This is a genomic window from Bradyrhizobium sp. B025 (genome assembly GCF_042257955.1).
Taxonomy (GTDB): Bacteria; Pseudomonadota; Alphaproteobacteria; order Rhizobiales; family Xanthobacteraceae; genus Bradyrhizobium; species Bradyrhizobium diazoefficiens.
This window is the reverse complement of the sequence record NZ_CP170150.1, coordinates 6,861,082-6,874,735: the sequence shown is the minus strand read 5'-3', so window position 1 is coordinate 6,874,735 and position 13,654 is coordinate 6,861,082. Positions and strand designations below refer to the sequence as shown.

Genomic DNA, 13,654 nt, shown 5'->3' with positions numbered 1-13,654 from the left:
TTTCGGAAGTCATGTGGTCGATGCGCGCAACTCCCATTATTTTTCTGGCGCAAAATTCTGGTTGGTCAGTGGAGACGCGATTGGACGCTGAATGCGTATAAACGGCTTGCTGGCTCCCGCGTGGCAGCTATTGCAGCCGCTGGTAAGCTCGTCGAAGGCGGCCGTAAATTTGGTGCTGCTCTTTGCTCTAACGGCCTTTTCAAGCTTCTCTATCCGTGGATCGATGATGGTCTTGATCATCTCAGCGACAGGGATGCCTTCATATGTTGGAAAAAGCCTTGCGGCGTCCTCTAAGCCTTCCTTGATCTCGTCGATCTCATAAGCAGCGAGGTCCCAGTTATTTTGTTCGCCAGCAAACCATAGCTTGGCGTGGCGAAGCTGCGTAGCTGTCATGAATTCGCCAAGGCCCGGTTGGTAGGGCTCTTTTGCTGGCTGCGCGGCTGCGAACACTACCGAAGCAGTAAGCGCAATGGTGGCAGTGACTATCCACTTCATTCGTGGTCTCCCGAGAGATGGCAATTGGCCAATTTCCCAGGCATAGCTCAGGCTATCCAATTCGGGAAGAAAGCACATTCATCTTTGGCTGCCTGACACTGCGAGCCCTCACTTTGATTGATGTGCGATGATGACCGCTTCTGGCCCGAATGCGAAGTTTAGGCAGCGTCCCGGGTGGTCGGCTCATGGAGGTAGACCGGAAACAACCGGCCGCCCCTTCGAACGGCGCTCATGACCCAAACGCGACATTCCGGGCTTCAAAGGCATTTGATCGGCAATAGTCCGTAATTCCTGTCTCGACAGGAACGTCGGAACGTCACCAGGATGGCCGAAATTTTCCTGCCCGCCGATCTATCAGTCGCGCGAGTTTCCTGCCTCAGGCGGCTTAGCGAGCTGCGGCTCCAACCTCGCGGACATATATCGAAAGTCGGGAGTCTATGTTGGCCGCTCCGAATGGCGCGAGGCCGGCGGATATACCGGTGCTGCGACATACGGCGTTCGAACTCGTATTCAACCTGAACACAGCAAGGGTGCTTGGTCTTACGATGCCATACCTTTGCGGCCGCCGATGAAGTGATCGAACGGCATAGTCGACGGTAACGGCGCGCGAAGCCGTAAGCTTCTTCGCACGGTACCTGAGATGCGTCCCAGAAATCGGGCGCTTCAACGACCGCAATGCCGGGAGTGACGACACTGGACGCCACTCCCGATCAAGAGCTGTCAGGCTTATTCGGCCGCGATCGGGTGCGCGGTCCAACCCTGACCGTGGCTCGAGAACGCGAAGCCCTCGTAGTCCTTTTCGGCGACCTCGGCGCACTTCCTGCGATAGCCGCCGACGCCTTCCGGGCCGAGATACGGCAAGAAGCGGTGCGCCTTGCCGTCAATGTTGGCCCCCATGTACCAGGAATTGGCGCTAGTCATCAGAGTTGCGTTCACGACCTCTGCGACGTGAGCACCCCACGCGTCCTGCGCCTCCGGCGTCGCTTCGATCGTCGTAAGCTTGTTCCTACGCATGTGGGCGATGCATTCCGTAATCCACTCGACGTGCTGCTCAATTGACACCGGCATATTCGACAGCACCGAGGGGCTTTGCGGGCCGGTGATCGTGAACAGGTTCGGATAGCCCGCCATGGCCACGCCAAGATAAGTCTGCGGGCCAGCCTCCCATTCCTGCGCCAGCATCCTGCCGCCGCGGCCCTTGATGCCAAGTGCCTTCAGCGGGCCGGTCAACGCGTCGAAGCCGGTGGCGATGACGATGATATCGAGCGGATACTCCTTGCCGCCCGCGCGAACGCCATTCGGCGTGATTTCCTCGATCGAGCCATCGGTGGCCGCATCCACCAGCAGCACGTTCTTCTTGTTAAAGGTTTCGAAGTAATTGGTGTCCAGGGGCTGCCGTTTGGTGCCGTAGGGATAGGTCTTGGGCGTCAGCTTTTCAGCAGCCACCGGATCATTGACGATCGAGCGGATCTTGCGCTTGAGGTAGTCGGCGATGATATCGTTCGCTTCCTTGGAGAAGAACATATCCTGGTAGTTGGCCAGCCAGAATGCGAAGCCGCCGGCGTCCCACATCCTGTCGAACTCCTGCTCACGCTCCTCGGGAGTGGTATCGAGGACCCCCTTTGGCAGGAAGTTGAGTTCGAACCCAAAGAACGAACCTTTGATGCGCTGGCGGATCCCATCGTAATCGGCCTTGCGCGCCCTGGTGACCTCGGGGTCGACGCGGCCGTTGCGCGCTGGCACGCAGAAGGCGGGCGTACGTTGGAACACCGTGAGGTGCTTGGCCTGCTGCGCAATCTCCGGGATTGCCTGCACCGCGGTCGCGCCGGTGCCAATGACTCCGACCCGCTTGGCGGTGAAGTCGACGCCGTCATGCGGCCATTGGCTGGTGTGGTAGCATTTGCCCTTGAACGACCCCAAACCTTTGAACGGCGGCATATTGGCGGTCGACAAAGCGCCGACTGCGGTGATGACAAAGCGGGTTGTGACTGAGTCGCCCTTGTCGGTGCGCACTGTCCAAAGCTCGCTGTTGTCGTCAAAGATGACCTCGACAACGCGTTTGCCGAATTGGATGTCAGGCTTCAAGTCAAAGCGCTCGGCGCAATGCTCGAGATAGCGCAGAATCTCATCCTGCTCCGGATAGCGCTCGGACCAGTTCCACTCCTGCAGCAGGTTCTTGTCGAACGTGTAGCAATAGATGTAGCTGTCGGAATCGCAGCGCGCGCCGGGATAGCGATTCCAGTACCAGGTGCCGCCAACCCCGTCGCCGGCCTCAAACACGGTGACGTTGAGGTCGAGCTTGTCGCGCAGCGAATGCAGCATGTACATGCCGGAGAAGCCTGCACCAATGATGACGGCATCGAAGTGGGTCTTCGCGCTTGCTCCTGGCGAACTACCTTGCGCAGTCATGATGTTCCTCCCGTTGTGAGCGCTCGTTGTCGGCACAGAGCAGCCTCTCTGTGCGCCGTCGTTTCGGTTGGGTCGTTGCGACGCCGGTCCGGCAAAAGGTCAGACTGGCATCGTCCGTGATCGAAGGCTAGGTCGGCCGCCCTTACGCGGCCACGCGCACCTCGCCGCTCTGATAGGCCGCCGTCTCGAAGTTCATGTAGCCGACAAACGAAGTCGGATCTCCGAAGGGAAGGATCTGCGTCGCCCAATAGCCACCGAACCCGTTCTTGCGGTCGATCCAGTAGAAGGTGTTAGCGAGGCCGGCCCAACCGAGCGACCCGGCCGGCCTTCCTGTCGGCGCGTCCTCGTCGTTGAGCATGAAGGTGTAGCACCAGGACTTCTTCAGACCCGGGAAGAACTCGGCATTGTTCGACAGTGTCGCAATCACGCCAGGCAGCATGACCACGGTCTGGCCCTCCCTGAGGCCGTTGCGGACGGCGGCGGCGACCGTCTCCTGCTTGAGCACGCGGCCATTTGGCCCCGCCCCATCGTTCAGCCACATGCGGATGAACTTCATGTACTCGCCGATCGAGGCGTAGAGCCCGTGGCCACCCATGTGGACTTCCGGGTCAGGCGGCAGCTGCATATCGGGAAGCGGGGTCAGCGACCCGTCGGCTCCGCGCTGGTGGATGACGGCAAGGCGCGACCGCATCGAAGGGGTCAGTGAGAAGACGATGTCCTCCATCCCAAGCGGCGCAAAAATCCGCTCCTTCATGACTTCGCCGAGGCGCTTGCCGCGGATGCTCTCGACGATCTGGCCACACCAGTCAAGGTTGCTGCCGTATTCCCATTTGTCACCGGGATCGAACAGCAGTGGTGTCATCAGCGACGCCTTCGAGCAGGTGACGACGCTCGGCTGGCCCTGCTCCTGGGCCAGGCGGAAATAGCTGGCGTTAAAGAAGTCGTAGCCGAGGCCAGCCGTATGCAGCATCAGCATTCGGGTGGTGATGTCGCGTTTCGGCGTCCGCAGCTTCGGCTTTCCGCCGGCATCGAATCCTTCGAGCACTTCGAGCTTACCGATCTCGGGAACATAGCTCTTCGCCGGGGCATCCAGGTCGAGCTTGCCTTCCTCGACGCATATGTCGGCCACTTCAATGCCCGCGACTTCGACGCCATCCGCGAAATGATCGCCGATGACGTCAGGCTCGAGCTCGTCAACCGCACCAGGCTGAAAGGCAAGGCCGAGGTGTCGCGCTATTTCGGCAATTATTCGAAGATCAGCGACTGGCACCTGGTGACGGGGCAGGTCGACGGACGTCCCGCGATCCTGGTGTTCGATCCCAATGAGCCGAACGGGCGGCCGAAATACTTCATGCTGCTGAACTGGTCCGCCGACAAGCTCGCCGTCATCAGGGATTTTCGTCACGCGGCGTACGTCATCGATGCCGCCGAGTGCGTGGTGGATAGAGGGTGAGCGGATCAGCGTGCGCAGCGACCCTTCGCCGTACTTGAACGGAAAGAAAGTCGCATTCACCCTCGTCCGGAGGGCAATGATGCGGTTGAGACAGCGCGCGCGTGAAGCCAGCTTCTCACCTCAACTCCGATACCAACTCCCCAGATTCCACGTCGTGACGTCCCAGCCCGAGATGTCGGTCATGAGGCTGTTGACGGCGCCGCCGACGATGTTGCGCGACAGCAGCGGCACGAGCACGTTGGCTTCGCAGAAGATCTCGTTGACCTTGATCAGCAGCGCGGCGCGCTTGACCGGATCGAGCTCGCTTTGCGCGGCCTTGTAGGCCTTGTCGGCCTCGGGATCGGACCAGCGCGAGACGTTGCGGCCGAGCCATTTGTTCTCCTTGGTCGAAATCTCCCACGACACGCACTGGTTCAAGAACCGCTCCGGGTCGGGCTGCGGCTGCGTCGTGTTGTACATCTCCACGTCGCAATAGAGCTTCGAATAGGTGTCGGGGTTGCCGACATCGGACGAGAAGAATACCGATGCCGTGACCGACTTGATCTCGATGTCGATCCCGGCCTTCTGGCAGGCCTGCTTGATGATGGCCTGCGTCTTCTGCCGCGGGGCGTTGATCGAGGTCTGGAAGACGTATTTGAGCTTCTTGCCGTCCTTCTCGCGAATGCCGTCAGCGCCCATCTTCCAGCCGGCCTCGTCGAGGATCTTGTTCGCCTTGTCGACGTTGAACTCGTATTTCAGCTTGCTCGACTTGAACTGGCTGGGCTGGTTGACGAAGCTCGCCGTCGCGACGGCGGCGCGGCCGTAGATGAATTTCTGGATTGCCTCGCGATCGACCAGCAGGTTGAACGCCCGGCGAACGGCCGGATCGGACAGCGTTGGGTGCTTGGTCTTGGCGTTCGAACGCTCGCCGTCGACCTCGGTCCACGGGTCCGTCGTGTTGAGGACGATGAACTCGACGCCGCCGGAGAGCGTGAACTCCACCTTGCCTTTGCCGCTGGCCTCCATGCGCTTGAGGACTTCGTCCTCCACCAGCAGGTTCCAGGCATAGTCGTATTCGCCGGTCTGCAGCACGGCGCGCGCGGCAGAGACCGCATCGCCGCCGCCCTTGACCTCGAGCGTGTCGAAATGCGGCTGGTTCCTGACGTGATAATCGGGGTTGCGCTCGGCCAGGATCAAATCGCCCGGCTTGAACTCGACGAATTTGTACGGGCCGGTGCCGACCGGCTTCAGATTGCCCGGTGCGTCGCGCGACTTCGCGCCGGCATAGTCGCCGAAATGATGTTTCGGCAGGATCTGGCCGACCGCGCCGACGAAGGGGTCGGCCCAGAACGGGGTCGGAGCCTTGAAGATGACCTTGACGGTGTGGTCGTCGATCTTCTCGACCTTGATGTTCTGGTAGGACCCCGTGGTGTACGCCGCGGTCGCGAGGTCCGCTGCGTATTGCCAGGTGAAGACGACGTCGTCGGCGGTGAAGGGCTTGCCGTCATGCCACCGCACGCCCTGCTTCAGCTTCCAGGTCACGCTGGTGCCATCCGGCGAGAGGCCGCCGTTCGCCTTGGTCGGAACCTCCGCAGCGAGGCAGGGGATGAGGTTGCCCTCCCTGTCCCAGCCGGCGAGCGGCTCGAAGAAGATGCGCGAGGCGACCTGGTCCTTGGTGCCGAGCGCGAAATGCGGATTGAGCAAGGTGGGGGCCTGCCAGATCAGGATCTTCAGCGGGCCGCCGCCGCCGGCCTTGGTCGGCTTGTATGGCAAGGTGGCATCCGCCATCGCCACGTCGTTCCAGAGCAGAATCTGGCTTGCAACGGGCGCCGCGATCCCGACCGCGGCCATTGTCCGGATGAACGAGCGCCGCGACAGCGTGCCGTCCTTCACCTCCGCGATGGCCTTGCGGATTTCGTTCTCGTTCATCGGATGAGCTCCACCTTCGCGCAGAAAAGTCGTCACCGGCGACCCATCATGTTGCATCGCGGGCAAGGCGGCAATGCCGACAAGGCGGGGAACCCCTGCGGCGAAATGGCGAAGGTGTGTATGGCGCGGTCGTGCCGTCGCGACGATGCATCGCGCCCAGCCGGGCGGGGCATCGTCAATTCGCCTTCGCTAGTCGCTCCGCACATAGCGCCAGAGCAGGTCGGCGATTTCGAGCCGCCGCTGTGCCTTGGCCTTCTGCGAGGACATGTCGGTTGCGAATTGCGCCTCGAACGTATGCCGGTTCGCGACCGAGAAGAAGCAGAGCGCGTTCAGCGACATGTGCAGTTCGATCGGATCGATGCCGGGTCTGATCGCGCCGGCGCGAACGCCCCGGTCCAGCACCGCGGCGATCTGGCTGACAATCGGCCGCGTCATCTCCTTGAGCTTCTTGCTGCCCCGGATGTGCCGTCCGCGATGGATGTTCTCGATCGTGACCAGCCGGACATATTCCGGGTTGGCCTGGTCGAAATCGAAGGTGAACTCGGCCAGCCTGCGAATCGCGGCCTCCGGCGCGAGCGCTTCGAGGTGAAGATCCTGCTCGGCGACGCGCATCTTGGCGTAGGCCATCTCGAGCACGGCCGTGAACAGCTCTTCCTTGGATTTGAAGTAGTAGAAAATCAGCCGCTTGGTGATGTTGGCGCGCGCGGCGATGGCATCGGTATTGCCGCCGGCGAGGCCGTTCTCGGCGAATTCCGCGAACGCGATCTCCAGGATCTCGCGCTTGGTGCGCTCCCGGTCGCGCCGCCGCACCGGCGGCTGCTTCGCGTCCTCCGCGACGGGCTTTTCCTTGGGTCTCATCCGGCGGTTCGGTCCTCTGCATCCGGCCAGGCCTGCTTGCCCCACCCTCCATAGCGCAATCGGCGGTTCTTGACATCAATTATCCCGTGGGTTAATTGTAATTAACCTATGGGTTAATTAGCTATGACGGCTCTCGGCCTTGCTCATCTGACGGCCCTGGACCTTGCGCCTGCCGCGCTTGTGGCCGAGGCCGCGCGTGCCGGCTTCAGCTTCATCGGCCTGCGCGTGATCCCTGCGACTGCCGGCGGACCTGCCTATCCGACGCGGTTGGGAACGGACGCGCACCGCGAGCTCAAACGCTCTCTCGCCGGCGAGGGGGTGCGACTGAACGAGATCGAGTTCGTTCAACTCACGCCTCGCATCGACATTCCGGCGCTCGCGGGCCTGTTCGAAGCCGCAGCCGATCTCGGCGCTGTGGCGGTCACGGCATCGGGGGATGACGACGATCCGGTCCGCCTCACCGCGCATTTCGCCGATCTCTGCGACCTCGCGCAGCAATTCGGCCTGCGTGTCGATCTGGAGTTCATGCGCTGGCGCGCGATTGGCTCGCTGCCGCAGGCCGCGGCGATCGTGCGTGGCGCGGGCAAGGCCAACGGCACCATTCTCGTCGATGCGCTGCATCTCCATCGTTCCGGCGGCAAGCCGGGCGACTTGATATCGATTCCCGCGCACTATTTGCGCGCCGCGCAGATCTGCGACGTCGTCGCGGATATGCCTGCGAGCGATGCCGCCATCATCGCTGAAGCGCGCGAAGGCCGGTTGCCGCCGGGCGAAGGCGCCTTGCCGCTCGGCGAGCTCCTCGAAGCGCTTCCGGTGGACGCGAGCCTCAGCGTCGAGATGCCGTTGCCGGCCTTGGCGGTGCGGCCCCGGCTCGCCACCGCGCTCAACGCCACCAGGCGCCTGCTCGAGCATCGGGTACGGGGAGCGTCGCGGCCAGACCATCGCCGCGAAGCCGGCGGCCCAATCCAGATACGGACGACGTGAGATGAAGAACATCACCATAGGCGTCATCGGCGCGGGACTGATCGCGCGGAAGCACCTCGCCAAGCTGGCCGGGCGCGGGGACTATGACCTCGTCGGCATCGCGGACGTGAACTCCGACCGGGTCGCAGCCGATTATCCCGGGACCCCTGTCTTCGCCGACTACAGGAAACTGCTCGACGAGGCGCGGCCGGAGGCCGTGATCATCGCCTCGCCCAACCAGCTTCATGCCGAGCAGGGCATCGCATGCGCCAGGCGCGGCATTCACATCCTGATCGAGAAGCCGGTCACGGATACGGTGGAGACCGCGGCAAGCCTGATTGCCGAGGTGCGCAAGGCCGGCGTCCAGTCGCTGGTCGGGCATCACCGCCGCCACCATCAGCAGGTCAGGACGCTGAAGGCAGTGTTGGGGGAACGGCGGATCGGCGATGTCGTCGGGGTGTCGGCGATCTGGGCCACCCACAAGCCGGCCGCTTACTTCGAGATCGCGCCGTGGCGCTCACAGGCCGGCGGCGGACCGATCCTGATCAACCTCATCCACGAGATCGACTTCCTGCGCTTCACCGTGGGCGAGATCGTCGCCGTGGAAGCGATTGCGTCGAACCGCCAGCGCAGCTTTGCGGTCGAGGATACCGCCGCGGCGCTGATCGAATTCGACAGCGGCGCGCTCGGCACGTTTTTCATCAGCGACAGCGCCGTCTCGCCCTGGACCTCCGAGCAGGGGCTCGGCGAGGCCCCCGAATTCCCGTTCAGCGGCGAGAGCAGTTATCGCTTCCTTGGCCGAGCCGGGTCGATCGAATTTCCGGCGCTCGTGCAATGGTCGCAAGCCGGCGGTGCGCAGGACTGGAACAAGCCGATCCAGGCCCAACGCATCCATGCCTCCTCGATTGATCCCTACGTCGCCCAGCTCGACCATTTCCGCGACATCATTCGCGCCAACGTGCGGTCGTTGCAGCCGGTCGAGGACGGCGCGCGAAGCCTGATCGCGACCCTGGCAGTCGCCGAGGCGGCCGTCGGTGGACGACGCGTCGACCTGCGCCATCGCTACGAAACGCTGGCAAGTCCGTTTGTACCGGCAACGCCAGACCAGCAAAGGGTTTCCTGAGCGCAAACACATTCACCGCCGCTCGGCGGACCAGGATGGGCAGAGCCGCGGCGCGATCTCAACGACGCCGGCAAAAGGGCCGCCCGGAGGGAGGGAACGAGGTGAACTACACGTTCGATTTTGGCCCCGTGCTGGACGGACTTCCGGACCTGCTGTGGGGCTGTGCCGGCACGCTGGAGCTTGCGCTGTCCGGCATGGTGCTTGCGCTTGCGATCGGGATCGGCGGCGTCGTGCTGCGCGAATCCCGCGCCTTGGCGCTGCGCTGGCTCGTCATCGCCTTCGTGGAGGCGATCCGCAACACGCCGTTCCTCGGGCAGATCTATTTCATCTTCTTTGCGCTGCCGCTGGTCGGCGTTCGCCTCGATCCGACACTGACCGCGATCATCGCGCTCGGCGTCAACGGCGGGGCCTATGCGATCGAGATCATCCGCGGTGGCGTGCAGTCGATCAACAAGGGGCAGGTGGAAGCCGGTCTCGCGCTCAGCCTGAGCCGGGCGCAGGTATTCCGCCTGATCGTGCTGAAGCCGGCGCTGCGTGCGATCTATCCGTCGCTGACCAGCCAGTTCGTCATGCTGACGCTGACGACCAGCATCGCGTCTGCGATCTCGGCCTATGAACTGACCTCGGTCGGGCAGACGATCGAGACCAATACCTTCCGCAGTTTCGAGGTCTATGGCGTCGTCACGCTGCTCTATTTCGCCATGTCGTGGATGCTGATGCAGATGTTCGCGCTGATCAACGCGCGTTACTTCAGCTATCCCGTGAAGTGAGGGGCGATGGACCGGAATCAGTTCCTGTTTCTGCTCGGTGGCCTCAAATGGACACTTGCGTTGTCCGCGATCGGCTTCGTGGTCGGCTCGATCGCCGGCCTCGGCGTGGCGCTCGCGCGCACGTCGGGCCACCGCGCGCTGGAGCGCGTCGCGGCCGGCTACATCGCCTTGTTCCAGGGCACGCCGCTTCTGATGCAATTGTTCGTGGTCTATTACGGGCTGGCGCTGGCGGGCCTCAAGCTCGATGCCTGGGTTTCGGTCTCCATCGGCTTCACGCTGCATTCCGGCGCGTTCCTCGGCGAAATCTGGCGCGGCGCGATCGAGGCCGTGCCGAAAGGCCAGGTCGAGGCCGCCAAGGCGCTGAGCCTCAACTACGGCTCGCGGATGCAGGATGTCGTCCTGCCGCAGGCGATCCGCATTTCGCTGCCGGCGACGATCGGATTTCTGGTCCAGCTGATCAAGGGAACGTCGCTCGCAGCGATCATCGGCTTCACCGAATTGATGCGGGCCGGGACCATCGTGTCCAACCAGAACTTCAAGCCGCTGCTCGTCCTCGGCTTGGTGTGCGCCCTCTATTTCGCCATCTGCTGGACGCTGTCGCTCGTTGGCGCGCAGCTTGAACGCCGGATGGCCGTCGCCGCGCGATGACGAGGGCAACAACAGACAACAGGACGAGGACAGAGGAGGGAATGATGACCAACGCAAGGACCACAGGACTCAACCGGCGTCGTCTGCTGGCGCTCGGAGCGGCGACGATCGCCTCGCCATTCGTGCTGACGCGCGCCGCTTATGCGGTGACGCCGTCGGAGATCAAGGCGAGGGGCAAGGTTCTGATCGGCATCCAGGGCGATAATCCGCCCTGGGGATTTGTCGATGCGACGGGAAAGCAGGATGGGTACGATGCGGAGATTTCGGCGCTGTTCGCCAGGGAGCTCGGTGTGCCCGCCGAGTTCACGCAACTGGCGGTCGCCAATCGTATCCCGGCCCTGACCTCCGGTCGTGTCGATATCCTGTTCGCGACCATGGCCATGCTGCCGGAGCGGGCCAAGGCCGTGCAGTTCTCAAAACCCTATGGCGCGAACATCATCACCTTCATCGCGCCGAAGGAGTTCGAGATCAAATCTCCGGCAGACATGGGCAAATACGTCATCGGCGTCGCGCGCGGCAGCGTGCAGGACAGCGACGTGACCAAGGCCGCGCCGTCGGGCACGACCATTCGCCGCTTCGACGGCGACGCGCCGACCATGCAGGCCCTGCTGTCCGGTCAGGTCCAGGCGGTCGGTGGCAACATCTTCTACGTTCCGCGCCTCGATGAATCGAAGCCCGGCTATTACGAGAACAAGCTCGAATTCACGAAACTCTACAACGGCGCCTGCACCCGGCTCGGAGAGAAGGAGATCAACGCCTTCGCCAACGACTTCATTGAGAAGATCAGGGCCAATGGCGAGCTGGCGAAGATCTATCAGAAGTGGATGAATAATCGGCTGCCGGCTTTCCCCGACACCATTCCCGGTATTCCCTTCAACGTCAGCTAGGCAGGGAGAGAGCGCCATGCCGGGTGTAGCCGCGATGGAAACTGCTCCAGAGCCGATGATCGCCATGCGCGACGTCTGCAAATGGTACGGCACCTACCAGGTCCTGACCGAGATCAGCCTGACGGTCCGCCCGGGCGAAAAAATCGTTCTGTGCGGGCCGTCCGGTTCGGGCAAGTCCACCCTCATCCGCTGCATCAATGCGCTGGAAGCGTACCAGCGCGGCGAAGTCGTCGTCGCCGGCACGCGGCTGAACGACGCTGCCGGCTCGGTCGATGCCGTGCGTCGTGAGGTCGGGATGGTGTTCCAGCAATTCAACCTGTTTCCGCACATGACCGTGCTGGAGAACTGCATGCTGGCGCCGATGCGCTCCCGGGGTGTGCCGCGGGCGAAAGCCGAAGAGACCGCGCGCCGTCTGCTCGATCGGGTCAGAATAGGGAACCAGGCCGAGAAATATCCGGCTCAGTTGTCGGGCGGCCAGCAACAGCGCGTTGCGATTGCGCGCGCGCTCTGCATGGAGCCGAAGGTGATGCTGTTCGACGAGCCGACCTCCGCGCTCGACCCCGAAATGGTCAAGGAGGTCCTCGACACCATGATCGGGCTCGCGACGGATGGTATGACCATGATCTGCGTCACCCATGAAATGGGGTTTGCGCGGCAGGTCGCCGATCGCGTGATCTTCATGGCCGATGGCAGGATCGTGGAGGAGGCCGAGCCGGAAAGCTTCTTCAGGAATCCGCAGCACGATCGCACCAGGAAGTTTCTGGGAGAGATCCTGGCGGCGCATTGAGTCGGGGATGGGTCCGATGGTCGCCTGCACGCCACCCAGGCGCTCGACGCGAACTGCCGTCGCTATGTCGCGATCGCCGATCGTGGAGACGCGCGTTCCCGGGTGACCGGCTGTGTCCCCCGAACATGGCCCCGCTCTTGCCGGCGAGTATGATGGATTGGTATGAACATCATACTCGGAGGGGTGACGTGATTCAGTCAGGTGGTGTCGCGAGGCTGGCGTTCGAGCCCGGCGTGCTGTTTGGCGGGCTGATCGCCGCCAACATCGCCGCATGGGCCTTCGCCTTCGCGATGTTCGGCGACCGGCCCGCGGTGATGGCGACCGCACTGCTCGCCTGGGTGTTCGGCCTGCGTCATGCCGTCGATGCCGACCACATCGCCGCGATCGACAATGTCGTGCGCAAGCTGATGCAGGCGGGCGATGCGCCGCGCAGCGTCGGCCTGTATTTCGCGCTCGGCCATTCCACGGTCGTCCTGGCCGCGACCACGCTGCTCGCGCTCGGCGTCGTGAGCCTCGGCGGCGACAGCCTGCTGAAGGAGATCGGCGCCCTGATCGGCACCTCGGTATCGGCGCTGTTCCTGCTGGTGATCGCGGCGATCAATCTCGCCATCTTCGTCGGCCTGTGGCGGATCCTGCGCGAGGTGCGCGAGCAAGGCATTCATGACGCCGCGCAGCTCGAGGCGCTGCTCGCGGCCCGCGGATTCCTGGCGCGCTTGCTCGGCCCGATGTTCCGCCTCGTCACCAAACCCTGGCACATGTATCCGCTTGGCCTGCTGTTCGGGCTCGGCTTCGACACCGCGACCGAGATCGGCCTGCTCGGCATCTCCGCCACCGAAGCCGCGCGCGGCGCCTCGCTCGCGCATGTGCTGGTGTTCCCCGCCCTGTTCGCCGCCGGCATGGCGCTGGTCGACACCGCCGATTCCGCGCTGATGGTGAGCGCCTATCGCTGGGCCTTCGTCGATCCCTATCGCAAGCTCTGGTACAACCTCACGATCACCGGCGCCTCGATCGCGGTCGCGCTGTTCATCGGCGGCATCGAGGCGCTGGGGCTCGTCGGCGACCGGCTCGGCCTGTCCGGCGGGCTGTGGTCGCTGGTCGAGGCCATCAACGACTCCCTCGCCAATTTCGGCTTCGCCGTGATCGCGCTGTTCGCGCTCGCCTGGCTCGTCTCGGTCGTGCTCTATCGCCGTATCGCTCCGGGCGCCCGGCGGCGCATGGTCGATCCTGACGCGCTGAGCAGGGACGCCGCGGCGGGGTGATCGCACCTGAGTGTGTCGCAACGGCAACAATCGGCGATTTTCCGCGATCCGCGATCAGATCCAAATTCCTCGCGCTCTTGCGAACAACCAACTC

The 13,654-nt window shown here is 63.3% G+C and carries 12 protein-coding genes and 1 pseudogene; 8 read left to right on the top strand and 5 right to left on the bottom strand.

The annotated features are described in order from the left end of the window. Positions 1-36 precede the first annotated feature (36 nt). The 3 genes from ACE10W_RS32350 to ACE10W_RS32340 form a co-directional block, all read right to left on the bottom strand. Positions 37-495, bottom strand: coding sequence for a hypothetical protein (locus tag ACE10W_RS32350; protein ID WP_038965607.1), 459 nt, complete (start codon positions 493-495; stop codon positions 37-39). A gap of 726 nt (positions 496-1,221) precedes the next feature. Next, positions 1,222-2,904: an NAD(P)/FAD-dependent oxidoreductase gene (locus ACE10W_RS32345; protein WP_304548195.1), complete on the bottom strand. Its 1,683-nt coding sequence runs from the start codon at positions 2,902-2,904 to the stop codon at positions 1,222-1,224. A 142-nt stretch (positions 2,905-3,046) separates the two neighbouring features. Then, positions 3,047-4,033 (bottom strand): serine hydrolase, encoded by a 987-nt coding sequence (locus ACE10W_RS32340; RefSeq protein WP_304548194.1) that lies wholly within the window; start codon positions 4,031-4,033, stop codon positions 3,047-3,049. Here ACE10W_RS32340 and ACE10W_RS32335 point away from each other — a divergent pair. Next, positions 4,013-4,357 (top strand): annotated as a pseudogene (locus ACE10W_RS32335) (nuclear transport factor 2 family protein); the annotation flags it as partial. The gene ACE10W_RS32340 and the pseudogene ACE10W_RS32335 sit on opposite strands and share 21 nt — an antisense overlap. Before the next feature lie 120 nt (positions 4,358-4,477). On the opposite strand, the gene ACE10W_RS32330 reads toward ACE10W_RS32335, so the two are convergent. Both ACE10W_RS32330 and ACE10W_RS32325 read right to left on the bottom strand, forming a co-directional pair. Further along, the gene (locus tag ACE10W_RS32330; RefSeq protein ID WP_304548193.1) at positions 4,478-6,265 is read right to left on the bottom strand and encodes a peptide ABC transporter substrate-binding protein; all 1,788 of its coding nucleotides are present in this window, start codon (positions 6,263-6,265) and stop codon (positions 4,478-4,480) included. 189 nt (positions 6,266-6,454) lie between these two features. Beyond that, complete coding sequence (locus ACE10W_RS32325; protein WP_028174210.1) at positions 6,455-7,123, bottom strand: TetR/AcrR family transcriptional regulator; 669 nt, start codon at positions 7,121-7,123, stop codon at positions 6,455-6,457. 123 nt (positions 7,124-7,246) lie between these two features. On the opposite strand from ACE10W_RS32325, the gene ACE10W_RS32320 reads away from it, so the two are divergent. The 7 genes from ACE10W_RS32320 to ACE10W_RS32290 all read left to right on the top strand — a co-directional run bounded on the left by ACE10W_RS32320 (position 7,247) and on the right by ACE10W_RS32290 (position 13,560). After that, positions 7,247-8,107, top strand: coding sequence for a sugar phosphate isomerase/epimerase (locus ACE10W_RS32320; RefSeq protein ID WP_039183914.1), 861 nt, complete (start codon positions 7,247-7,249; stop codon positions 8,105-8,107). Between the two features lies 1 nt (position 8,108). Further along, positions 8,109-9,209, top strand: coding sequence for a Gfo/Idh/MocA family protein (locus ACE10W_RS32315; protein ID WP_304548191.1), 1,101 nt, complete (start codon positions 8,109-8,111; stop codon positions 9,207-9,209). Between the two features lie 101 nt (positions 9,210-9,310). Further along, on the top strand, positions 9,311-9,979 hold the full coding sequence (locus tag ACE10W_RS32310) for an amino acid ABC transporter permease (RefSeq protein WP_028174212.1): 669 nt from the start codon (positions 9,311-9,313) through the stop codon (positions 9,977-9,979). 6 nt (positions 9,980-9,985) lie between these two features. Further along, positions 9,986-10,627, top strand: a complete 642-nt coding sequence (locus tag ACE10W_RS32305; RefSeq protein WP_028174213.1) for an amino acid ABC transporter permease — start codon at positions 9,986-9,988, stop codon at positions 10,625-10,627. Positions 10,628-10,671: 44 nt separating this feature from the next. Then, a complete protein-coding gene (locus ACE10W_RS32300) occupies positions 10,672-11,514 on the top strand; it encodes a transporter substrate-binding domain-containing protein (RefSeq protein WP_028174214.1) in 843 nt (280 codons plus the stop codon). Between the two features lie 16 nt (positions 11,515-11,530). Beyond that, on the top strand, positions 11,531-12,301 hold the full coding sequence (locus ACE10W_RS32295) for an amino acid ABC transporter ATP-binding protein (protein WP_074077324.1): 771 nt from the start codon (positions 11,531-11,533) through the stop codon (positions 12,299-12,301). Positions 12,302-12,489: 188 nt separating this feature from the next. Further along, positions 12,490-13,560 carry a HoxN/HupN/NixA family nickel/cobalt transporter gene (locus ACE10W_RS32290; protein ID WP_049832519.1) on the top strand — a complete coding sequence of 357 codons (1,071 nt, stop codon included), beginning with the start codon at positions 12,490-12,492 and terminating at the stop codon, positions 13,558-13,560. Positions 13,561-13,654: the final 94 nt, after the last annotated feature.